This is a genomic window from Mesorhizobium sp. M0898 (assembly GCF_040319695.1).
In the GTDB taxonomy this organism is placed as follows: domain Bacteria; phylum Pseudomonadota; class Alphaproteobacteria; order Rhizobiales; family Rhizobiaceae; genus Mesorhizobium.
The window spans coordinates 56,399-77,902 of sequence record NZ_JAMYOE010000009.1; the positions used below are offsets into that span (position 1 = coordinate 56,399).

A 21,504-nucleotide genomic window follows, 5' to 3' on the forward strand; every position below is an offset into this window, starting at 1 on the left:
TCGAATGGATCCCTATGCGCTGAAGACACTCAACGCCGAACGCCGCGCCCGCCGCGCGGCAATCCTGGTCACCGATCTCGACGACGGCCGCGACCGTGTCGTGCGCGAGGGCGACCGGGTAGCCGGCGAACTCGGGGCGGCCATCGCCAAGGCATTTCGCACGGGCAATTCCGGTTCGGTCGAAGCTGAGGGACGGACCTTCTTCCTCAACGCACATCTGCCGCAGCCGCGCCTCGTGGTGATCGGCGCCGTCCACATCAGCCAGGCGCTGGCACCGATGGCCAGGATCGCCGGCTATCCTGTCGAGATCATCGATCCGCGCACGGCCTTTGCCACGCCCGATCGTTTTCCCGATATCGCGCTGCATGCCGAATGGCCAGAGGATGTGCTGACGCGTCAGCCGCTCGATAGCTATACGGCGCTGGCTGCTCTCACCCACGATCCGAAGATCGACGATTCCGCGCTGAAGGCGGCGCTCGACGCCGGCTGCTTTTATGTCGGCGCGCTCGGCAGCCGCAAGACCCACGCCAAACGTGTGGAACGCCTGCTGGCTTCGGGAGCGACCGCCGACCAGATCGCCCGCATTCATGCCCCGATCGGCCTCGACATCGGCGCCGCCAGCCCCGCCGAGATCGCCGTCGCGGTGTTGGCGCAAGCGATCCACGCCTTTCGCTCCCGCGGCCTCGAATCCAAAGGCGCGGTCGCGTGAAATTTGGTCCCGTTGCGATCGATGCGGCCGAAGGGGCAGTGCTGGCGCACGCCACCACAGCCGGAGAGCGCCGCTTCCGCAAGGCGCACAGGCTAAGCGCCGGGGATGTGTCCCTGTTGAAGGCCGCTGGCATTTCCGAGGTCGTAGCGGCGGTGTTGGCGCCCGATGATCTCAGCGAGGACGTCGCTGCCGAAAAGATCGCCGCATCCATGATCCATCGCAACATCGAGGCGAAGCCCGCCGCGACCGGCAGGGTCAACCTCCACGCGCAGGCTGCCGGCATGTTCACCGTCGACGCGGCGATGATCAACGCCATCAACGCCGTCGATCCGACGATCACCATCGCCACGCTCGCGCAGCATGCGCCGGTCGAAAAAGGTCAGATGGTAGCAACGGTGAAGATCATCCCATTTGCGGTCGCCTCCGCTTTGGTCGATGCCGTGGCAAGGATCTGCGCCGGCGGCGAGATATTTGCGGTCAACGCCTATCAGCCGGTGCGCGTCGGCGTCATCCAGACGGTGCTGCCCGGCATCAAACCCAGCGTGCTCGACAAGACGCTGCGCGTCACCGAAGCGCGCCTGGCGCGTTCGGGCGGCAGGCTGACGGCGGAGCGTCGAACCCTGCATGAAATTATCCCCGTCGCCGAGGCTGCGGCCTCGCTGATCCGCGACAACGATATGGTGGTTATCTTCGGCGCCTCGGCGATGGCCGATTTCGGCGACGTCGTTCCCGCTGCCATCGAAAAGGCAGGCGGCACTGTCATCCGCGCCGGCATGCCGGTCGATCCCGGCAATCTGCTGGTGCTAGGCACTCTAGGCGGCAAGCGCATCATCGGTGCGCCGGGCTGCGCCCGCAGTCCCAAGGAGAACGGCTTCGACTGGGTGCTTGACCGGCTGATCGCCGGTCTCGACGTGACCGCCAGGGATATTGCCGGCATGGGTGTCGGCGGGCTGTTGATGGAAATTCCGACGCGGCCGCAGCCGCGCGAGCCATTGCCGGCCAAAGCCGAACCAAAGGTCGAGATCGTGCTTCTGGCCGCCGGCCGCTCCAGCCGCATGGGCGGGCCGAACAAGCTCTTGGCGCTCTTCGATGGCAAGCCGCTGGTCCGTCGCACTGCCGAACGCGCGGTCGGTTCGAAAGCCGGGGCCACTATCGTCGTCACTGGCCACCAGCGCGAGCGCGTGCGCGATGCACTGTCTGGCCTCGATGTGACCTTCGCCGACAATCCGGATTTCGGCGAGGGTCTGTCTTCGTCGCTGAAGGCCGGCATCGCCAAGATTTCCGGCGACGCCGCCGGCGCCATGATTGTCCTCGGCGATATGCCCGGCGTCGCCTCGGCCGACCTCGACAGGCTGATTGAGGCGTTCCGCAGGTCCGAAGGCCGATCGGTGGTGCGGGCCTCGCATGACGGGCGGCGCGGCAATCCGGTGCTGCTGCCGCGTTCGCTGTTTGCCGCGATCGCTCACCTCGAAGGCGATACCGGCGCCCGCCATCTGGTCGAGGCCGAAGGGCTAGACGTCATCGATGTCGAGATCGGCGAAGGGGCAGCCGTCGACGTCGACACGCGCGAGGCGCTGGAAGGCGCCGGCGGCGTGCTGCAGGATTGACAAACCGAAGCCGAAAAACGCATGGCTGAGGGATGGCCTTTCGTTCCTGCTTCCGGTTCCGCTTGCCTCCCTTCGGCCTCCCGGCCCTGCTGATGGCGATTCTTTTGTCGCTCTCTTGTGCCGCCTACGCCAACGCTCTCGAACTCAAACCCTTCAAGGACGATCTGTTCGCCTACCCGGGCACGCTCTCGTCCGAGAGCAACGGCGCCTATACGGTTGTCGATTATCGTGAGCTGCGCGACATCAACGCTCGTGACGAAGTGCCTGAGCGTCGTGTACACGCGCAATACTCCGACACCGGCGTGCGTAAGGTGCAGCACGATCTCTTGCTGCCGACCGATGCAGGCGATGTCCGCCATATTGCCGTCGGCAAGACCGGGGGCGCCAGCATCATCGTGCTTTATCTGCACGGGCAGGGCGGCAGCCGCAAGCAGGGCATTGACGACTTCACCTTCGGCGGCAATTTCAACCGCATCAAGAACCTGATGGCCGGCAATGGCGGCCTCTATCTGTCGCCGGATTTTTCCGATTTCGGCGACACCGGTGCGACCCAGATCGCCGCGCTGATCAACCACTATGCCGAACAATCGCCGAGCGCAAAAATCTTCGTCGCCTGCGGCTCGATGGGCGGCTCAATATGCTGGAAGCTGGCCGCCCGCCATGACACCGGCGGGCGCATCGACGGGCTGCTGCTGCTCGGCTCGCTATGGGACGAGAGTTTCTTCTCAAGCCCCGCCTTCAAGCGTCGTGTGCCGGTCTTCTTCGGCCAGGGCAGCAAGGACCCGGTGTTTCCAATCGAGAAACAGGAAGCCTTCTTCCGATCGATTCTGGCCAAATCGAAAGCCTATCCGACCCGCTTCGTCCGCTTCGAGACCGGCACGCATGGCACCCCTATCCGCATGACCGACTGGCGCGGCACGCTCAATTGGATGTTGTCGAAGGCTCCCTAAGGCGCGGTATTGTAGTCGACGACCGTCTGCGGATTTTCCTCGCCGTCATAAGACGCGTCGACATCGTACTGGACCAGGGAAAAATCGCCGTTGCGAAACAGATAGGTCCCTGATGAAGAGGCATCGCCGATGCCACGCCATTTGTTGAAGCTGGTGATCGTCTTGGTCTCTTCGTCGTAATCGGAATTAGTTGCCCAGCCGGAGGTCTGGAAGCCAACTATGGTCATGCCCAGCAATTTGCCGTCGCTGTCATTGTTCTCGTAGCGGATGTCCATCTCAGGTTCGGCGAACTGCAATTGTCTCACGCCAAGCACGTCGTCGCTCATGTAATAGATCGAGTTTTCGTTGTAGGCCGCGGCCGAGCAGGCGAAATGGAAAAGCCGCGTTTCGCTTTCGGGATCACTGGCAGACGCATCCTTGCCCTTATAGTGGATCGAGAAAATGTCCGGCTCCTGCGCCAAAAGATCCTTGTCACACTGGTCGCCATAAGTCGCGGCAAACGCCTTTTTGGCTTGCTCAAGCGCTGCGTCCTTCTTCGGCGGCGGCGGTCCTTCGCCGCAGCTTGCCGGCACCGCATCCTCGAAATCGGCCTTTGAGGGTTTCAGCGCACCCTTATCGATGAAGATCGAGCGAAATGGCGGTTCCTGGATCGAGGCGTTGATCTGGCGCAGCGTATAGCAGCCGGCAAAGACATTTTCGCTGCCGTCCTTGGCCGTCGCCCGGATGGCGACCGGAACGCTATAGTAGATGCTGCCGGCAGCCCCGTCTTCGGATACGCCACCGGTTTTGACTTCGACCGTGTCCGTGCTGTCATAGCCTTTGACGAAGGAATTGAAATCCTTGGCCGGCTTGGTGTCGCCGAAATAATCCCAGGCGCGCGCGAATTCGTGCCGGCTGATGGCACTATAAAGTGACCGGATGACCGCTTCGGCATTCGACCTGTCATCGATATAAGGCGCGTCTGCGGCGAGCGCCGATTGGCCGGCAATGGCAAGAGACACAAAAGCGGTCGCTGCAAAAAGGGCGCGTCTCATCGGGAACCTCCACTCGATGAAAAATCCTATCATATCGATTGCGGCGACGTGGTGACGCTTGAACAATCGCCTGCGAAGGCGCTACCTCTCGCCCTCGGCAGTCGGGCCGCGTGGAGATTTCTTGTGACCATATCAATGTATGAAGCATCCGTGCCGGTATTTTCGGCGAGGCTGAAGGCACTAGCCAATGTGCTGAACATTGCCGAGCAAAATGCGGCTGATCGCAAGATTGATCCGCAGGTGTATCTGACGGCGAGGCTGGCGCCGGACATGTTTGCCCTGACCAGGCAGGTACAGATTGCCACCGATCACGCCAAAGGCGCCCCGTCACGGCTTGCGGGACGCGAGGTGCCAAAATACGAGGACAATGAGGCGAACTTCGCTGATCTGCAGGCCCGCCTTACCAAGACGCTCGATTATCTCGCGACATTTTCGGCGGCCGAATTCGATGGTTCAGATGACAGGATAGTCGAACTGCGGCTTGCGGGACGCGAGGTTTCGATGCCGGGGATGCAGTATCTACTGCATGCCGCCATGCCCAATTTCTATTTCCACCTGACCACCGCCTACGACATCCTGCGCCACAACGGCGTGCCATTGGGCAAGTCGATCTTCCTCGGATCGCGTTGAGATCCGCTCGGGAGATATCCGCCACGGCGGATATCTCACGGTTGTTTAGCGCAGGGACATTTCCCGGGCGATGCGCGGGAAATCGGCAGGCTTAACGCCGATATCGGCGCGATCGGCATTGCTCATCGAATGGAGCAGCGCCAGCGCCGCTCGATAGCGCAGCTGTTCCCGCGGACGCGGACGAGCGAACATTTCAGTGAAGAATCCCATGATTCAAGCCCCTTATTGAACCTCCAAGGCGGTCAATATAAGCAGATCATGACGATTGTGCAGTGCAGCATTCGCATGGCAGCCATGCTGCCCTGATCTTTTTTGACATAATTCGGCTGGTCCGGCGAAACTTCTGCGGCGCTTTGACCGTAGGCGTCTATGCCGGCACTTGGCCGGTTTTTTCCTCGCCATTCCTGGCGAACTTCCGGACTGCATGAAAATGCAGTCCGGCTTTTTATTAGCCGCAGGGATAAACCCTGTCCGCCGGCGTCCCGGGAAAGTCGTCTGACCTTCCATCCGTGGGCTTGGAAGCGGGCGACGCTTTCCTGTATGCTATTGCTTCCTCCTCGCGCAGCCGCGCAAAATTCCCGCCGGAGAAACTCCATGCACAAACGCCGTCTCGGCCAGACCGATCTTTTCGTGTCGCAAATCTGCCTCGGATCGATGACCTGGGGCCAGCAGAACACCGAGGCGGACGGTCACGCCCAGATGGATCTGGCGTTTGCTCGCGGCGTCAATTTCATCGACACCGCCGAACTCTATCCGATCCCGCCCAAGGCGGAGACACAAGGCCGTACCGAGACATTCATCGGCAATTGGATGAAGGCGAAGCGCAATCGCGACCAGGTGATCATCGCCTCGAAGGTAGTTGGTCGCACCGCCAACACTTGGTTTCGCGGCGACCGCCCGTCTAAGCTGGTGCGCGCCGATATCTTCGACGCTATCGATAAGTCACTCGCCAGGCTCAACACCGATTACATCGACCTCTATCAGATCCATTGGCCGGAACGCGACGTGCCGTGGGGCGCCAATCCGAACCGCATCGGCGCCGTACCGCGACGCTCCGATGCCGCCGGCGTGCCGGAAGGAGAGACGCCGATCGCCGAGACGCTTGCCGTATTTGATGAACTGGTGAAGGCCGGTAAGATCCGCCATTTCGGCCTGTCGAACGAGAATTCCTGGGGCGTCATGCGTTTCATCGCCGAAGCCGACAAGGGCCTCGGCCCGCGCGTCGCCTCGCTGCAGAACGCCTATAATTTCGTCAATCGCACCTTCGAGGTGAACCTTGCCGAAGTCTGCGAGCGCGAGCAGGTGTCGCTGCTTGCCTATTCGCCGCTGGCGCAAGGCTATTTGACCGGCAAATACGATCATGGCGCGCGGCCGCAGGGCTCGCGCTCGCAGTTGTTCAACCGCGGCCAGCGCTACGAGACTCCGAATGCTGCCGACGTGCAGCTCGAATACAACCGGTTGGCGCGCACCTTCGGCATGGAGCCGGCGCTGTTTGCCAATGCCTATGTCTCGAACCGGCCCTTGGTCACCTCGAACATCATCGGCGCCACCACCATTTCGCAACTCGAAATGGCGCTCTCTTCCGCCGACGTGGTCTGGACCGAGGACATGCAGAAAGCCGTTGATGCGATCCACCAGCGCGTCGGCAATCCGTGCCCTTGATGCGTCGGGACGCGGTTGTCCGATCGTCATAAGGAGAGGGGAACAGCCATGGACTTCTGGATCGACGCGGTGCGCGCGAAATTTCCGGCTTTGTCGCTGACCGACAAGGGCCGCCGGCGCATCTATCTCGACAATCCTGCCGGCACGCAGGTGCCGCAGTCGGTGGCCGACGCAGTATCGCGTTGCTTGCTGACCACGAATGCCAACCTCGGCGGCTTCTTCGACACCACCGTTGCAGCACAAGGCATCGGGGACGAGGCCCATCTGGCGATGGCGGATTTTCTCGGCGCTGCGAGCCCGCAGGAAATTATCATCGGTGCCAACATGACGACATTGACCTACCACATGTCGCGAACGCTCGGCCGCACGATGAGGCCCGGGGACGAGATCATCCTCACCCGCATGGACCATGAGGGCAACGTCTCGCCTTGGCTGCAACTGGCAGAAGACCTTGGCCTTGTCGTGCGCTGGCTGCCCTTCGACCAGCAGAGCTGGCAGATCGAAGAGGCGGCGCTCGCCGCGCTGCTTTCCGAGAGGACGCGGCTCGTCGCGCTCAACTACGCCAGCAATCTCACCGGGTCGATCAACCGGGTGAAGACGTTGACCGGCATCGCCAGGCGGGCTGGTGCGTTGGTCTACGTCGATGCCGTCCAGCTCGCGCCGCATGGCCTGATCGACGTCCAAAACCTCGGCTGCGATTTCCTGATCTGCTCGGCTTACAAGTTCTTCGGCCCGCATATGGGGATTTTGTGGGGCAGGCTGGACGTTATCGATGCGCTTAAGCCGTATAAATGCCGTTGCTCGTCCAATGCCTTGCCGGAGCGCTTCGAGCTCGGCACGCCGCAGATTGAATTGATGGCCGGCCTGTCGGCAGCTGTCGATTATTTTGCCGAGTTGGGCGCGGCAGCCGGCGCGCAAGGATCGCGTCGGCTGAAAATCGCCAAGGCCTTCGAAGTTTCAATCGCTTACGAGAACCCGCTGACGCGACAACTGATCGATGGCTTGTCGGATATTGCCGGCCTGACCATCCACGGCATCACCGATCCGAAGCGGATCAATGAGCGCGTGCCGACGGTGTCGTTCACCGTCGAGGGCATCGTGCCGGAGACGATCGTGCGGCAGATGAATGCGGAAAACATCTTCCTGTGGTCCGGCCACAACTACGCCTGGGAGATCGTCCACCAGCTCGGCATTCCGGCCGAGCAGGGCGTGGTGCGCATCGGCATCGCTCATTACAACACTGCAGCCGAGATCGACGAGACGCTGGAGAGCGTGCACCGCGTTGTCGCCATGCTGCGGCAGGAACGATCCTGAGCGGCCCTCGCGGGCGGATCATCGCTTGTGGGTGCCGCCAAAACCGGTGAGGAAGGCGGTGAGATTGTCGCCGAGCTCGTCGCAGAGATAGCCGCCTTCCTGGACGATGACCGTTGGCAGGCCGAGCCCGGCGATCACCTCGCCAATGCGCGAAAAACCAGGCGTGCTCACCGACAGCCCGCCGAACGGATCACCTTCGAAGGCGTCTAGCCCCAGCGCCACCACAAGCGCATCGGGCGAGAAGGCCTTGATGCGCTGGAACGCCATCGCCAGCGCTTCGAGGAACGCGGCGTCGCCGGATTTGCGCGCTAGCGGCAGGTTGAGATTGTAGCCGAGGCCGGCGCCTTCGCCGCGCTCGTCGCCATAGCCCCAGAAAAACGGGTAGAAGCGCACCGGGTCGGCATGCAGCGACACGGTGAGCACGTCCGGCCGGGCATAGAAGATGCCTTGCGTGCCGTTGCCGTGGTGCAGGTCGACATCGAGGATCGCCACCCGCGCCGCCTGCTTGCGCAGAACCTGTGCAGCGACGGCCGAATTGTTGACGAAGCAGAAGCCGCCGGCGACATCGGCAAAGGCGTGATGGCCGGGCGGCCGGCACAGCGCATAGGCGGCCGGCGCTCCCGACATCACCGCCGCGGCCGTTTCAACCGCGCTCCAGGCGCTCCAAAGCGCGCTCTGCCACGTCTCGCCGGAGATCGGGCAGGCGGTGTCGGCCATGTGGTAGCCGGCCTGGCCGACCGCCGAGGCCGGATAGGAGCCGTTCCGCGCGATCGGATGGATATTGGGGATGACCTCGGCCGACGCGCCCTCGATGCGCTGCCAGCGCGCGAAGATATGCTGGAGAAAATAGAGATATTCCGGCGTATGCACCGCCGCAATCGGGCCGAGCCCGTGATCCCGCGGCCGTTCGATCGTGCAGCCGGCAGCCTTTGCGCCGGCCAACAATCGCTCGACCCGTTCCGGCTTTTCCGGATTGGGCTGCGGCGCGCCGCTCGAGAGGAACGCCTTCGGGTCGTGGCGCTTCTGTTCTTCGGCATAGAAGGCTTTCATGTTGGCTCCTCCGGTGCATCGGCAAAAGCGAAAAAGGCGTCGCCGACGATCTTCTGCACCTGCTCGTAGCTGGACCAGGCAATGCCCAATCGTTCGTAAAAAGCCTTGGCGGTCTCGTTGTCGGTATCGACGGACAGCCTGAGATAGGCGCCGCCGTTCTTCCGGCATTGCGCCGCGACTCGGCGCAGCAGGCGTTCGCCGATCCTGCGGCCACGAAAACGGTCCTCGACATAGAGGTCCTGCACATAGACGCCGGGCCGTCCCATCCATGTCGAGAAGATCGGGAAATACAGGCAAAGCCCGGCAAATTCGCCACCGATTTCGGCGATCAAGGTCGAGAAGGCAGGCTTTTCGCCAAAGCCATAGGTGCGGAGATCCTGAGCTGTCGAGGTGATCTCCTGATGTGCGCCGACATGCGCGCCGAGCCGCAGGAGCGCGGCGTGGATGGTTTCGACGTCCTCGACGGTCCCGGGCCGGATGACAATGTCTCTTGACGGTGGGTTGGTCACGGTCGCATCTCAGAACGCCACGCGGTCGCCGCCTTTGAGCGCCAGCATCTGCCGCGCCTCGGCCGGCGTCGCGACGTCCAGCGACAATCCGTCGAGCACGCCGCGGATGCGGCGCACCTGGTCGGCATTGGACTTGGCGAGCTGGCGCCCGTCGTAGAGGCTGTCCTCCAGCCCGACGCGGACATTGCCGCCCATCGCCGCCGCAATCGAGATCATCGGCATCTGGTGGCGTCCGGCGGCCAGCACCGAAAACCGGTAGCTGTCGCCGAACAGTTTGTCGGCGATGCGCTTCATATGGATCAGGTTTTCTGGATCTGCGCCGATGCCGCCAAGAATGCCCAAAACAAACTGGATGAATAAAGGTCCGGACACCAGTCCACGATCGCGAAAATGCGCCAGCGAATAGAGATGGCCGACATCGTAGCACTCGAATTCGAAGCGCGTGCCGCAACCACGCCCGAGCTTCTCGAGCACCGTCTCCATGTCGGCAAAGGTGTTCTTGAAGATCGTGTCATGGGTAGCCTCGAGCAGCTTCGGCTCCCATTCGTGCTGCCATTCTCGCGGCCGCACGAGCATCGGGAATAGCGCAAAATTCATCGAACCCATATTGAGCGAACACATTTCCGGCTCGGCCCTGAGCGGCGCGGCCAGCCGCTGGTCGAGCGTCATCAGCGACGATCCGCCGGTGGTGATGTTGACCACCGCATCGGTCGCCTGCTTGATGCGCGGCAGGAACTGCATGAACACCTCGGGGTCGGCGGTCGGCCGCCCATCCCTAGGGTCGCGGGCATGAAGATGCAGGATCGAAGCGCCGGCCTCGGCGGCGGCGATCGCGTCTGCGGCGATCTGGTCTGGCGTCACGGGCAGATGCGGCGACATCGACGGGGTGTGCACCGACCCGGTGATGGCGCAGGTGATGATGACTTTTCGCGACGCCATGGTTCGCCTCTCAGCCTTCGACCGGCAGGTCGAGCTCGCCGGCCAGCACCTCGAGCGAGTCGCCGATGATGGATATGATCTCGCCGATCTGCGCGGCGGTGACGATCATCGGCGGCGCGACCATGAAATTGTCGCCGTCGACGCCGCCCTTGACCTTGCGTCCGTAGATGATCAGGCCGCGCTCATAGGCGAGGTCGAGCAGCCGCTGGGTGGCCTTGTTTGCAGGCTCGATCGGCCTCAGAGTGTCGGGATCCGCAAGCATCTCGGCACCGGTGAGCAGGCCCTTGCCACGGACGTCGGCGATGAATGGAAACCGCTTCGCCAATCGCTTCAACTCGTCCATCAAAAGCTCGCCCATGTCAGCCGCATTGGCGATCAGGCCGAGACGGTCCATTTCGCCGAGTACGGCGAGCCCGGCGGCGCAGGCGAGCGGGTTGCCGGCGTAGGTGTGGCCGTGCTGAAAGCCGCCCGACGCGAGCAATGGCTGCACCAGCCGCATCGGTGCCGCCAGCGCGCCGAGCGGCGCGTAGCCAGAGCCCAGCCCCTTCGACAGCGCGACGATGTCGGGCTTGCAGTTCCAGTGGTCGCCGCCGAGGAATTTTCCGGTGCGGCCGGCACCGCTCATCACTTCGTCATGGATGAGCAGGATGCCGTAGCGATCGCAGATCTCGCGGATGCGCGGATAGTAGCTGTCGGGCGCCACCAGTGCTGCCGTGGCAGCGCCGCCGACTGGCTCCATGATGAAGGCGAGCACGCTCTGCGGTCCCTCGGCGAGGACCTTTTCCTCCAGCATGTCGGCGTAGCGGATGCCGCGCTGTTCCATCGAAAGATTGTCGCGGTCGCGCCAGGCGATGGGCGCCGGCACGGTCGGCATCATCTGCATCATCGGCACAAATGTTTCGGACAGCGCATCGTCGCCGGTAACGGCGAGCGCGCCGAGCGTGCCGCCATGATAGGAGGGAAAGCGCGAGATCACCTTCCAACGGCTGGGCTGGCCGGTGGCGACCGCCCATTGCCGCGCCAGCTTGATGCAGGATTCGGTCGCTTCCGAGCCGCCGGAGACAAAGAAGATGCGGTCCATGCCTTCAGGGAGTTTGGCCGCCAGCTGCCGCGCGAGCTCCTCTGCCGGTTCGTTCTCGAAATGCAGACGGTAGGCGAAGGTGGCGCGGTCCATCTGCCTTTTCATCGCGTCGAGCACGTTGCGATTGGAGTGGCCGATATTGGCAACCATCGGACCGCTCGATCCGTCGATGAAGCGGCGGCCATCCTGCGTCCACATGTAGATGCCTTCGGCGCGGTCGATCATCGGCCGGCGCAGGCTGGATAGATAAAACAGATGCGAGGCTTCGCGAGTTTCCGGGGCAGGAGACTTCAACATGTCATGGCTTTCCAAGATAGCGGTCAAGGACATTTCTGGTGACGCGCTCGACAATCGCATCCTGCCTTAGCAGGCCGGCAACCCATTCGCAGCTTCCGGCGTGAAACACCTCGCCTTTGCCGCGCGGGAAATTGACGATCATGCCGTTGCCGCGTTTGACCTTGTCGAGGTTGGCATCGCTTGCCTCGCCGAACAGCGTCTCGGCGGTGAAGCGTCCGTCCTCGTCGCCGAGAAACTGGTCCTCGAACGCAATGTCGGCGCTTTCCTCGACCTGGCTCGCCATGCCGACCGCGAGCACCTGCAGGCCGTCCGGCGCACCGCTAGTGGTCGTGGGGTAGGGCAGGCCGCCGCGGATCTCGAAATCGAGCCCGTCGACCTCGTAGCCATAGACATGGCTGTCGGCGCCGAGCAGATCGCCATAGTAGATGCCGGTGCCGGCAAACGCCCAATGCTCCGGCCGGTAGACCGGAAAGCCGCGTACGCCGCGCGGCGCGCAGCCGCCCCAGCCGGCATAGACGCCTCTTGTCGCGTTGAGACCGAAGGTCGCGGCACCCGGCCGGCCGATTTCCGGCGCTTCCCAGGAATTGGTGGCGCGCCTTATATCGCCGCCGCGATAGGCCGGGTCTTCGGCGCGAGCGCAGTATTTGTAGCAGACCTGCCGGCGGCCTTCGTCCTCCAGCCTGGTCTGCCACATGAAATTGCCGGCAAAGCGCGCCGCATGACCGCCGCGCTCGACATAGGTGTCGACCGCATCGCGCATTTCCCAGGTCCAATATTCGTCGTGGCCGACCAGGACGACGCAGTCATAGCCGTCGAGAATGTCGGGCGAAAAATGCAGATCGTGCTGGCTGGCGAGATCGACGGCGTAGCCGGCACGCTCGGCGAAGCGGAAGAAATGGCTGTCGTAGCTTGCCCAGCCGGACGAGGCGTATTTCTTCGAATGGCCGGTAGCAAAGGCCCATTCCATGTGCGGATAGCGCGGCACGGTTTTTGGCGGCACGGCGACTTCGAGCGGCACGCGCGGCGCGTCCCTGGGCAGCACGACGAAGCCGCGGCACCACGGCCGTTGGGTCGACACCATTCGTGCATATTGGTCCCGGCCTGGCCCGGTGATGCCTTCGTAATGGTTGGAACCGCCCCACGTATTGTAGGCGAGCCAGGTGCCGGTGGCAGCCACCTGCAGCACACGGCCAGGCTTCTTGCCGGGCTGTGGCGCGACGATAAAAAGATGGTGGCAGCGGATCGGCTTGCCGTCCCGGCCATCTGCTGTCAGCGTCACGCGATAGGCGCCGGACGGCCAGTCGTCGCCGATGCGAAACTCGAACGACGCTTGCCAGCCGCAGCCTTCGACCGAACATTGGTCCGGCGTATCTTGCCAGCGCGCCGCGATTCCGGTCCCTTCGAACATTGTCGTTTCCGCGCCGCCGTCGCGGATGATCGCGATGCCGAAACTGACGGCCGTCGAACTGACATGCAGTGCCACCATCTCGCCAGGACGGTAGGAAAAACGGTCGCTGTAGCACCAGATTTCGCCGCGCCCGCCATCCATCCCCGGCCATTCCCAGTAATGGCTGCGCACCGCCTGGCCTCGCTGCTCCGGCGTCAGTCCGAAATCGGGAAACTCGGTCGGCAGGTGGTTCATGGACACCGCTAAGGTCGAAGGCCGCCATTTCGGCCATCCGCCGGCCAAGCGTCAATTGGAAACGATCGGGCCAGCCATTGCCGGGCGCTCCCTTGGCGTTGCCGGACAAACAGACTATCTCACAAAACGCGGCCTTGTCCGCCACGGGAGCCGACATGCTGAGAGTGCAAAAGGTCAGGGTCAACGATATCTACGTGCCGACGGCGCGCAAAAAGACGCTGCATCCCGAGACCGTCCGCCATCTGGCCGAGGACATTCTGGAAAACGGCATGAAGATGCCGATCCAAGTGCGCCATGACGGCAAGCGCCATATCCTGGTCGAAGGGTTGCATCGGCTGGAAGCGGCCAAGTGGCTCGGCGAGACCGAGATCGACGCCTATCTGGTGCAAGCCAAGCGCCACTGAAGCCACTTATTTCCGTCGTTCGAATCTCCTGTCCCGCGGATTTTTTCGCGGGCCGTGTCGGCTTGCGTCGTGTCGGTTCGTCCTAGACACGGAAGCCAAAACCGACGTGTGAGGAAACACCATGACCACCAAGCTCGACATCGCCCCCAACTCCGACCGCGAGCTGGTTCTCGCGCGCATCATCGATGCGCCGCACGAGAACGTCTATCGCTGCCGGACCGAGCCAAAGCTGTTGACGCAATGGTTCTCGCCGAAGCCGTGGATGACGCCGCGCGCCGAAATGGATGTGCGGACCGGTGGCTCCACCCTTGTCGTCATGGCCGATCCCGACGGCAAGGAGTTCCCGAATCCAGGCATCTTCCTCGAAGTCGTACCGGGCAAAAAGCTCGTCTTCACCGATGCCTATACGAAGGCGTGGGAGCCGTCCGAAAAGCCGTTCATGACGGTCGTGCTGACCTTTGAGGACGAGGGCGAGGGTAAGACCCGCTACATTGCCCGCGTCGCGCATTGGTCGGTCGCCGACCGCGAACAGCACGAGAAAATGGGTTTTCACGAGGGCTGGGGCCAGTGCGCCGAACAGCTTGAGGAGGTCGCAAAGCGACTTTGATGCAAACGGGAGAGGGAGACTGACGTGTCCAGATCGGTATTTTTCGCCATATTCGCCTCGGCCGCCGCGCTATTTGCCGCGCCGGGCACCATCAACGCAGAGGAGGCCAAGCCCGCCATGACGACCGCAACCGCAACACTGCCGACGCCGGAAAAATCCGGCCTGCTGCCGATCAACGGCCTGAACTATTATTACGCCGTCTATGGCAAGGGCGAGCCGCTGCTTCTGCTGCATGGCGGTCTCGGCACGACCGACATGTTCGCGCCGATCCTGCCGAAGCTTACCGGGAACCGCACCGTGATCGGCGTCGACCTGCAGGGCCATGGCCGCACCGCGCTCGGCGACCGGCCGCTCAGCCTGGAGGCGATGGGCGACGACATGGCGGCGATCGTCAAGGCACTCGGCTACGCCAAGATCGACGTCATGGGTTATTCGCTGGGTGGCGGCGTCGCCTTCCGCATGGCCGTGCAGCATCCCGAAACGGTGCGCCGCCTAGTGCTGGTCTCGACCGGCTACGCCGCGGACGGCTTCTACGCCGAAATGCGTGGCCAGCAGGCACAAGTCGGCGCGGCGATGGCCGACATGATGACGGACACGCCGATGTACAAATCCTATGTCGCGGTCGCGCCGCATCCGGAGGATTTTCCGAAACTGCTCGACCAGCTCGGCGCCTATATGCGCAAGGACTACGACTATTCCGCCGACGTGCCGAAGCTGAAAATGCCGGTCATGCTGGTGTTCGGCGACAGCGACATGTACCGGCCCGAGCACGAGATCAAGTTCTACCAGATGCTTGGCGGCGGGTTGAAGGACGCCGGCTGGATGCGCGAGAACCTGTCGCAAAACCGCCTGGCGATCCTGCCGAACCGCACCCACTACGACGTGTTCTTCGCGCCGGAACTGACAGCTGCCACGCTGCCGTTCCTCAATGGCGAGACCAAGGTCAAGACCTGGGATGAGGTCGTCAACGAAACGAACTGACGCCCAGTCAATTGTCTGCCGGCCGTCTCCTGCGCGATGGCCGGTTTTCATCTATGAGGCCTCGGCCGACGCATCGGGCCAATCGTGGATCGGCCGGGTCACAGCTTTAGATGGCGCCATCAAAGCTTTTCAATTGACGCTGCCACGCCTATCGATAGGTATCGCCTATCCTCGCAGGGAAGGGACACGGGCGATGGCAAGATATCAGGGCGGGTGTTTGTGCGGTGCGGTGCGCTACCGTGCCGAGGCGGCACCGATCAATGAGCGCGTCTGCCATTGCCGGCTCTGCCAGAAGGCACTGGGTGCCGCCTTCAACGCGCGCGTGCTGTTCCGCATCGACGATGTGACGGTCGACGGACCGCTGGCGACGGTGAATTCATCGCCCGATCTCAAGCGCGGCTTTTGTCCCCGCTGCGGCACGACGATGTTTTCCCGACGCGATTCCGGCGGCATCATCGGCATCACCACCGGCTCCCTCGATGATCCATCGGTGTTCAGGCCTGAGATGCATATCTGGACCGCCTCGAAGCAGCCCTGGGTGCAGATCGATGACGGCCTGCCGCAATATGAAGGCGCGCCACCTCCGGCTTGAGGTGAAATCTGGACAAAAATTTAATCCGAAGCGACACGAGATAGCCGGCAAAGCGTCATTGGCGGGCCATCATTGCTGCCTATCTATTGCGTGCGGGCGGCAGTCGAGGAGGCGACGGAATGAACGACAGCATCAACACCCTGGACGAGCTCTTGAGCGATCCGATGATCAAGCTGGTGATGGAGCGCGACCGCGTGCAGCCGGCAGAACTTCGTACGCTGCTCGAGGAAAAGGTCCGCCGGGCGGACGACGATGTGGCGGTCAACGATCGTTTTGTACCGCCGGCCCACCTGATGGCCACGACCTGCCACAAGCTGTGGCTGTGCGGCTAGGGTCTTGAAACGGTCAGCCGGAATTTGCCGGCAAATAGCTGTAATGGCTGCGGAAATAGGCAAGCTTGAAGCCGAGGCGTGCATAGTTGCGGTAGGCCGGCCCGTCGCGTTCGGACTGCGGCGCCTCAATGTCGGTCACGAACAGTTTTGCACCGCCCGCAAGTCCGTCGCGCACCATCGCTTCGCCGAGCATTGCATCGAGGTCGAAGCTCGGCGCCATGATGCCGGGAACCGGCGCGTCGATGCCGCTCCAGGCCATGCCGTCGACACCGATGAACATCGAGCGCACCGCCGCCACCGCGCCGTCCCGCCGCAGCATGTAATGATGCCAGCCGCGTCGGCCGGCCAGCGCCAGCAACCACGGTGAGGTCGGCAACCGATATTGGCTGTCGATGAACCCAGCCCATTCCCTTGCCGTTGCCGGCGTCACCCGCTCGACCGAGACATTCTTCTTCGGGAAAAGCGGCTCCGTTGGCAATGGGGCGGCGTCGCGAAATATGCGTTCCCACCCGCCCTGACGCTGCAGGCCGCGCGCCTCGAGCCAGCAGCTGAGCGTCGCCGGCTCGGTATGTGGATTGGTGTAGAACCAGGGCCTCAGAATACCGGCCTCGCGATAATGCGCCAGAAGCGCGTCAAGCCGGCTCTCGGTGGCTGCGCTATCGACACCGAAATTCTTGACGCAGTTGAAATGGATGAACGGGATCGTCGTGCAGGTGGTCCAGACGAGATCGCCATCTTCGGCGATGGCAAGGCCTTGCCTTGCGGCAAAGTCTGCCGGGGCGGCGCGATAGAGATCGAGCCAGGCATCGACCTCGGCGCGTTCGATGACGCGGCTGAGATCGCCAGATATCTCGTCGATCCCGATGGCGGGCGAGTGTGGCTCGGGCGGGGCTACGGGCTGCAATTCTGACAAGGCGGCGGGCTGCATGACTTCCTCCCAAGTATGGCCTTACACCGTAAGATTAGCGGAGACTAATCTCATGCCGTGAGTTGTCAAGCGGGATTGCGAGGCAGCCAGGTGGCCGAACGCTGGGGGATAGCGCACCTCCGTCCGGGCCAACGTCCCGATGCAAAGCCCTAACAATTCGATTCAAACTTTGTTGGTAGTTTCTTGTTAGGAATCCAGCTTGGTTTGTCCGGCGGCGTTGTCCTGCCTACGGTCTGTTGTGTTTTGCGTACAGGTCCAGATGCGGTTATCAGGCGTCGTCATCTTCTCGATCGCAGCGCTGTGCCTTGCCGGCTGCACGTCGACCTCCGGCGTCGATGCGCTGCAAGTGCCGTCCAGTGAGACCACCAGCTCGGTTGTGCGGCCACCCGCGCCGGTGGCATCCGTGGCGAAAACTGATGCTGCGCCAGCCTTCGCGGAACAGGAGCAGGACGAACAACAGGTCGCGATGGACGTACCCGACCAAAGCATCGATCCGCCGGCCGAGGTGATCGCGCTGATGGCGCCGCCGAAGCGGCTGACACGCGCAGCACCGGCGATGCTTGCCGAGCCGGTCACGCGCTATGGTTTTCGCGACGCCAAGCCGATCAATTTCGGTAAATCCTCCTCGCCGAGGCGCCTTGCCGTCCACGGCGTCGACGTTTCGCGCTGGCAGGGCAATGTGAACTGGCAAAAGCTGCGCGCCCAGGGCGCCAACTTCGCCTACATCAAGGCCACCGACGGCGGCGATCATCTCGACCCGATGTTTACCAGGAACTGGCGCAATGCCGACGCTGCCGGCCTGAAGCGCGGCGCCTACCACTTCTTCTACTGGTGCCGCACCGCCGGCGAGCAGGCCGACTGGTTCATCCGCAACGTGCCGAGGGTCGAGGGCGCGCTGCCGCCGGTGATCGACGTCGAGTGGAACGGCGAATCCAGCTGCAAGCGCCGCCCGTCGCGGCAAAAGGTGCTGGAGAAGATGCAGGTGTTCATGGACAAGCTCGAGCGCCACTACGGCCAGCGCCCGATCATCTACACCGCGCCCGACTTCTATCGTGACAATCTCAGGGGCGCCTTCCCCGATTATCCATTCTGGCTGCGCGCTGTGGCGGCGCACCCATCAAAGGTCTATCCCGACCGCAAATGGCTGTTCTGGCAATATTCCGGGTCCGGCCTGTCGCACGGGGTGAGGGGTCGCATCGACCTCAACGTCTTCCACGGCGATGAGAAGGCTTGGCGCGACTGGGTTGGTGGAAGGCAGATGGTAGCCGAGGCGGAGTAGCGCGGCAGCTTCTTCCTTCTCCCCATGTGGGAGAAGGTGGATTGGCGCGCAGCGCCAAGACGGTTGAGGGGTGTTGGACGGATCGCCGTCGGTGCCAAGCTGGAACACCCCTCATCCGACCTCGCTTCGCGAGGCCACCTTCTCCCACAAGGGGAGAAGGGATAGCGCTCGGTTTTCCACACTTGGTCTCAAATTCCTTGGACGTCATGCCCAGATTGGATACCCTCGTCCCATGCCGCACCAGCCCGTCGCGCCGACCAAGCGTCGTTTCGCCCGCTCTATGCGACGCGAGCCGACCGAGGCGGAAGACCGCCTGTGGCATGAGCTGCGCGGACGCAAGCTCGACAGCATCAAATTCCGGCGTCAGGTCCCGGTCGGCCGGTTCATCGCCGATTTCGTTTGCGCCGAGGGCAGGCTGATTGTCGAGATCGACGGCAGCCAGCACGCGGATTCGGGCTATGATCGGGAGCGGGATGCCGAATTGAAGGCGAGGGGCTTTCGCGTGCTGCGCTTCTGGAACGATGACGTGCTGCGGGATCTGAACGCCGTCTGCGATACCATCATCGCCTACGTACGGGACGAGAGTTTGCAGCCTTGGCGGTAGCGCGCTCTTCCCTTCTCCCCCTGTGGGAGAAGGTGGCTCGGCGCGGAGCGCCGAGACGGTTGAGGGGTGTTGGACGGAGCGCCGCCGGTGCCAAGCTGGAGCACCCCTCATCCGACCTCGCTTCGCGAGGCCACCTTCTCCCACAAGGGTAGAAGGGGAGATCGCACCTTCTACGCCTCTACATATTCCGCCAGGCTGACCCCCTTTGGGTACATCCAGCCCATCGGCCCGCAGGCCTTCGATATGAAAGCGTATTGCGTCACGAATTTCGGCTTCAACCTCAGGCACCGTCGCACCGGTGGCGATGCAGCCGGGCAGATCCGGCACATAAGCGGAAAAATTGTTTCCGGCTTTTTCAATCACCACCGCGTATCGCATGTCGTCACTCCTTCAGACCGGACTGCTTGAGGATGCTGTTTCTGGTCTAACCCGGCCACAAATTGCTGTTCTGGCAATACTTCGGCTCCGGCCTGTCGCACGGGGTGCGGGGCCGCATCGACCTCAACGTCTTCCATGGTGATGAGAATGCCTGGCCGGACTGGGTTGGCGGACGGCAGGACGTGGCCGACGCGGAGTAGTTTACTCGCTGCGATCGTTAATGGAAGAGTTTCTCTTGAAGGATTGAAGCAAATTGCCTGCCCTTTCCATCTTCTATCGGGTGGGCAAGAGGGGAAACGGTAATGAGGAAACTATTCCTATCGTTTAGACTAGCCCAATTTACAAGTTCGATGCCCTGATGAGCTGCTGCATCAAGCGAGGGCCGGGCAAGCTTTTCCAATGCGGCAGACGTCGAATAGATCAAGCGCGCTTTTGTTGACTTTTCTCCAAACCGCATTTTTGCCCGTTCGATCACCAGCGCCGAGATGGCGATTTCTGACACAGCTTTTCGAAAAGACGCTTCATCACCAGAGGCGTCCACTGTTTCAAAGACATGGAAGGCGCCGTTCCGCAAAACAAGATCAGCGACAAGGCCATCGTCGAGCTCGTATCCAGCGACAAAACGATGGGAATCAAGACCCTCTTCCTTTCGAGCGAGGATTCTCTGGTCCTTCAAAACTCTCTTCACTTGACTATACAGCCGTGTACGCTTCTCCCTCACCTTTCGAGGAGCCGGCTCTGGTTCGATCAATCGTTCTAAAACGGTTGATATCCGGCTCTCATAAGCCTGTTGTGAATCAGCCATAAACTGTCCAGCCTTAACGACTGAAAGTGGTCCCAATCGCGCGAGGCGACCAAACCTTTCTTCTTCAGTAATTGGGCCTTCACGCCTAGCGCGATCGTCAATATCCCTGAAGTTTGAAAATAGATCGACTAACACTTGCTTATCGAGTGCAGCCGACAATACGCGTGCTCGGTCCAGACTTCGCGTCACACGCACGTCTAGGCTATCATTCCGCAACACAACTATGCCGAGGTTCAGCCGTTCTCCTCGACCGTCGTTGGGTTCAAGCCGCACAATGGCGAACTTATATGAGTGAGGCATCAGATAAGCCCTTGCGAAGCGCATCTATGCGCCTTTGCCTCTCGCCGTTCTCCCACCAACTAGTAAACTCCACTCTTGCAGCTTGCTCAAGCCATGAATCCGGCATCGACGAAAACGCAGCTGATATTTTGTCTGAGCCGATTTCAGCAAGTCGATCAAGCATCGCGTTCGCAGCAGCCGGATCGTAGCCATGTCTTTGTACGATCTTCTTAAATGTGATCCTCGTCAGCTGGGTCGCTGTCGGAAAATTATCGAGCTTGCCATGCCAGAAGAGTGAACGTCCAAAGTCAATGGCGTAGAAGCGCCGCGTGCCTCTGTCTTCTATCGAAAGGTAGTTTTCATCGTGGCGGTCCACGTTGTTCGTGAACATGTCGAACGCATACAAGGCGCTCAAGAGTGCTTGCAGCCCAAGAATGGGTGTTACGCCAGTCCCGACCGTGACGGAAGTCAGTATCTGCGATGTCTTCGCTACGTCCGCAATTCCGGAAATTATCCGAGACCCGAAACACAATCGGCCATCCGAAAGCTGTATGATCTTCGGTGTGGGGCAAGGCATATTGAGTTCTTCAGCCAAGCGCGTTCCAACCCACTCGGATGCTCGAATTGCTTTCCCACCGCGTTCGTCTGTCTTGACCAAATAAAGATGCGAGTCTGACGCTTCAACACGTCCCCATGCGTCGGCAGTACCAGTCGTATCTGGCATCTCAATCAGGGTGGTTAGGGGGAAAAGTTCAACCTGTCTCTCTACCGGCATAAACGGGAGAAGGCCAGGTCGAATAACAGCGACGGAGACAGGCTTAGCGGATGAGCCTCTGGACATGTAATCCTCGGAACAGGTGACCCAAGCCATCAGGTTTGGGTCGGTTGTAT

At 61.9% G+C, this 21,504-nt stretch carries 23 protein-coding genes and 2 pseudogenes; 14 read left to right on the forward strand and 11 right to left on the reverse strand.

Features of this window, described 5'->3' with window-relative positions:
* Positions 1-4: 4 nt before the first annotated feature.
* The 3 genes from NKH90_RS13075 to NKH90_RS13085 all read left to right on the forward strand — a co-directional run bounded on the left by NKH90_RS13075 (position 5) and on the right by NKH90_RS13085 (position 3,266).
* Positions 5-709, forward strand: a complete 705-nt coding sequence (locus NKH90_RS13075) for an XdhC family protein (RefSeq protein ID WP_352449412.1) — start codon at positions 5-7, stop codon at positions 707-709.
* Positions 706-2,316 (forward strand): NTP transferase domain-containing protein, encoded by a 1,611-nt coding sequence (locus tag NKH90_RS13080; protein ID WP_352541422.1) that lies wholly within the window; start codon positions 706-708, stop codon positions 2,314-2,316. Before NKH90_RS13075 ends, NKH90_RS13080 begins: the two co-directional genes overlap by 4 nt.
* A gap of 92 nt (positions 2,317-2,408) precedes the next feature.
* A complete protein-coding gene (locus NKH90_RS13085) occupies positions 2,409-3,266 on the forward strand; it encodes an alpha/beta hydrolase (protein WP_352501599.1) in 858 nt (285 codons plus the stop codon).
* Here NKH90_RS13085 and NKH90_RS13090 read toward each other — a convergent pair.
* Positions 3,263-4,300, reverse strand: coding sequence for a DUF1176 domain-containing protein (locus tag NKH90_RS13090; RefSeq protein WP_352818137.1), 1,038 nt, complete (start codon positions 4,298-4,300; stop codon positions 3,263-3,265). The genes NKH90_RS13085 and NKH90_RS13090 overlap by 4 nt on opposite strands.
* A 123-nt stretch (positions 4,301-4,423) precedes the next feature.
* Here NKH90_RS13090 and NKH90_RS13095 point away from each other — a divergent pair, with 123 nt between their 5' ends.
* Positions 4,424-4,930: a DUF1993 domain-containing protein gene (locus tag NKH90_RS13095; RefSeq protein ID WP_352766959.1), complete on the forward strand. Its 507-nt coding sequence runs from the start codon at positions 4,424-4,426 to the stop codon at positions 4,928-4,930.
* Positions 4,931-4,975: 45 nt separating this feature from the next.
* On the opposite strand, the gene NKH90_RS13100 is transcribed toward NKH90_RS13095, so the two are convergent.
* Positions 4,976-5,140: a hypothetical protein gene (locus tag NKH90_RS13100; protein WP_023674744.1), complete on the reverse strand. Its 165-nt coding sequence runs from the start codon at positions 5,138-5,140 to the stop codon at positions 4,976-4,978.
* Positions 5,141-5,524: 384 nt separating this feature from the next.
* On the opposite strand from NKH90_RS13100, the gene NKH90_RS13105 reads away from it, so the two are divergent.
* Both NKH90_RS13105 and NKH90_RS13110 read left to right on the forward strand, forming a co-directional pair.
* Positions 5,525-6,592 (forward strand): aldo/keto reductase, encoded by a 1,068-nt coding sequence (locus NKH90_RS13105; protein ID WP_352501601.1) that lies wholly within the window; start codon positions 5,525-5,527, stop codon positions 6,590-6,592.
* Positions 6,593-6,640: 48 nt separating this feature from the next.
* On the forward strand, positions 6,641-7,906 hold the full coding sequence (locus NKH90_RS13110) for a cysteine desulfurase-like protein (RefSeq protein WP_352819676.1): 1,266 nt from the start codon (positions 6,641-6,643) through the stop codon (positions 7,904-7,906).
* An 18-nt stretch (positions 7,907-7,924) separates the two neighbouring features.
* Here NKH90_RS13110 and NKH90_RS13115 read toward each other — a convergent pair whose 3' ends face one another.
* Genes NKH90_RS13115 through NKH90_RS13135 form a run of 5 tightly spaced genes read right to left on the reverse strand, consistent with a single transcriptional unit; the run spans position 7,925 to position 13,424 of the window.
* Positions 7,925-8,956, reverse strand: a complete 1,032-nt coding sequence (locus tag NKH90_RS13115; protein ID WP_352819678.1) for a histone deacetylase family protein — start codon at positions 8,954-8,956, stop codon at positions 7,925-7,927.
* The gene (locus NKH90_RS13120; RefSeq protein ID WP_352501604.1) at positions 8,953-9,465 is read right to left on the reverse strand and encodes a GNAT family N-acetyltransferase; all 513 of its coding nucleotides are present in this window, start codon (positions 9,463-9,465) and stop codon (positions 8,953-8,955) included. The genes NKH90_RS13115 and NKH90_RS13120 overlap by 4 nt, the downstream gene beginning before the upstream one ends.
* Positions 9,466-9,474: 9 nt before the next feature.
* Positions 9,475-10,404 carry a 3,5-dioxohexanoate:acetyl-CoA acetone transferase gene (gene kce, locus NKH90_RS13125; RefSeq protein ID WP_352819680.1) on the reverse strand — a complete coding sequence of 310 codons (930 nt, stop codon included), beginning with the start codon at positions 10,402-10,404 and terminating at the stop codon, positions 9,475-9,477.
* Positions 10,405-10,414: 10 nt separating this feature from the next.
* Positions 10,415-11,782 carry an aminotransferase family protein gene (locus NKH90_RS13130; RefSeq protein WP_352819682.1) on the reverse strand — a complete coding sequence of 456 codons (1,368 nt, stop codon included), beginning with the start codon at positions 11,780-11,782 and terminating at the stop codon, positions 10,415-10,417.
* 1 nt (position 11,783) lies between these two features.
* Positions 11,784-13,424 (reverse strand): N,N-dimethylformamidase beta subunit family domain-containing protein, encoded by a 1,641-nt coding sequence (locus NKH90_RS13135; RefSeq protein ID WP_352772713.1) that lies wholly within the window; start codon positions 13,422-13,424, stop codon positions 11,784-11,786.
* A gap of 155 nt (positions 13,425-13,579) precedes the next feature.
* On the opposite strand from NKH90_RS13135, the gene NKH90_RS13140 reads away from it, so the two are divergent.
* The 5 genes from NKH90_RS13140 to NKH90_RS13160 all read left to right on the forward strand — a co-directional run bounded on the left by NKH90_RS13140 (position 13,580) and on the right by NKH90_RS13160 (position 16,340).
* The gene (locus NKH90_RS13140; protein WP_023674751.1) at positions 13,580-13,828 is read left to right on the forward strand and encodes a ParB N-terminal domain-containing protein; all 249 of its coding nucleotides are present in this window, start codon (positions 13,580-13,582) and stop codon (positions 13,826-13,828) included.
* 121 nt (positions 13,829-13,949) lie between these two features.
* Positions 13,950-14,435, forward strand: coding sequence for an SRPBCC family protein (locus NKH90_RS13145; protein ID WP_352819684.1), 486 nt, complete (start codon positions 13,950-13,952; stop codon positions 14,433-14,435).
* Positions 14,436-14,459: 24 nt separating this feature from the next.
* Positions 14,460-15,416 carry an alpha/beta fold hydrolase gene (locus NKH90_RS13150; RefSeq protein ID WP_352681885.1) on the forward strand — a complete coding sequence of 319 codons (957 nt, stop codon included), beginning with the start codon at positions 14,460-14,462 and terminating at the stop codon, positions 15,414-15,416.
* Between the two features lie 193 nt (positions 15,417-15,609).
* Positions 15,610-16,008, forward strand: coding sequence for a GFA family protein (locus NKH90_RS13155; RefSeq protein WP_352541413.1), 399 nt, complete (start codon positions 15,610-15,612; stop codon positions 16,006-16,008).
* A gap of 119 nt (positions 16,009-16,127) precedes the next feature.
* Positions 16,128-16,340, forward strand: coding sequence for a hypothetical protein (locus NKH90_RS13160; RefSeq protein ID WP_023717422.1), 213 nt, complete (start codon positions 16,128-16,130; stop codon positions 16,338-16,340).
* 13 nt (positions 16,341-16,353) lie between these two features.
* Here NKH90_RS13160 and NKH90_RS13165 read toward each other — a convergent pair whose 3' ends face one another.
* Positions 16,354-17,268, reverse strand: coding sequence for a hypothetical protein (locus NKH90_RS13165; protein WP_352614084.1), 915 nt, complete (start codon positions 17,266-17,268; stop codon positions 16,354-16,356).
* Between the two features lie 259 nt (positions 17,269-17,527).
* Between NKH90_RS13165 and NKH90_RS13170 the strand changes: the two genes are divergently transcribed.
* A complete protein-coding gene (locus tag NKH90_RS13170; protein WP_352819687.1) occupies positions 17,528-18,547 on the forward strand; it encodes a glycoside hydrolase family 25 protein in 1,020 nt (339 codons plus the stop codon).
* 232 nt (positions 18,548-18,779) lie between these two features.
* The gene (locus tag NKH90_RS13175) at positions 18,780-19,151 is read left to right on the forward strand and encodes an endonuclease domain-containing protein (RefSeq protein ID WP_352467292.1); all 372 of its coding nucleotides are present in this window, start codon (positions 18,780-18,782) and stop codon (positions 19,149-19,151) included.
* Positions 19,152-19,415: 264 nt separating this feature from the next.
* Here NKH90_RS13175 and NKH90_RS13180 read toward each other — a convergent pair.
* Positions 19,416-19,529 (reverse strand): annotated as a pseudogene (locus NKH90_RS13180) (type II toxin-antitoxin system HicB family antitoxin); the annotation flags it as partial.
* 50 nt (positions 19,530-19,579) lie between these two features.
* Between NKH90_RS13180 and NKH90_RS13185 the strand changes: the two are divergent.
* Positions 19,580-19,729: pseudogene (locus NKH90_RS13185) on the forward strand (glycoside hydrolase family 25 protein); the annotation flags it as partial.
* 17 nt (positions 19,730-19,746) lie between these two features.
* On the opposite strand, the gene NKH90_RS13190 reads toward NKH90_RS13185, so the two are convergent.
* The gene (locus NKH90_RS13190; RefSeq protein WP_352819689.1) at positions 19,747-20,658 is read right to left on the reverse strand and encodes a DUF3037 domain-containing protein; all 912 of its coding nucleotides are present in this window, start codon (positions 20,656-20,658) and stop codon (positions 19,747-19,749) included.
* Positions 20,618-21,484: a HipA family kinase gene (locus NKH90_RS13195; protein ID WP_352819691.1), complete on the reverse strand. Its 867-nt coding sequence runs from the start codon at positions 21,482-21,484 to the stop codon at positions 20,618-20,620. Before NKH90_RS13195 ends, NKH90_RS13190 begins: the two co-directional genes overlap by 41 nt.
* Positions 21,485-21,504 lie beyond the last annotated feature (20 nt).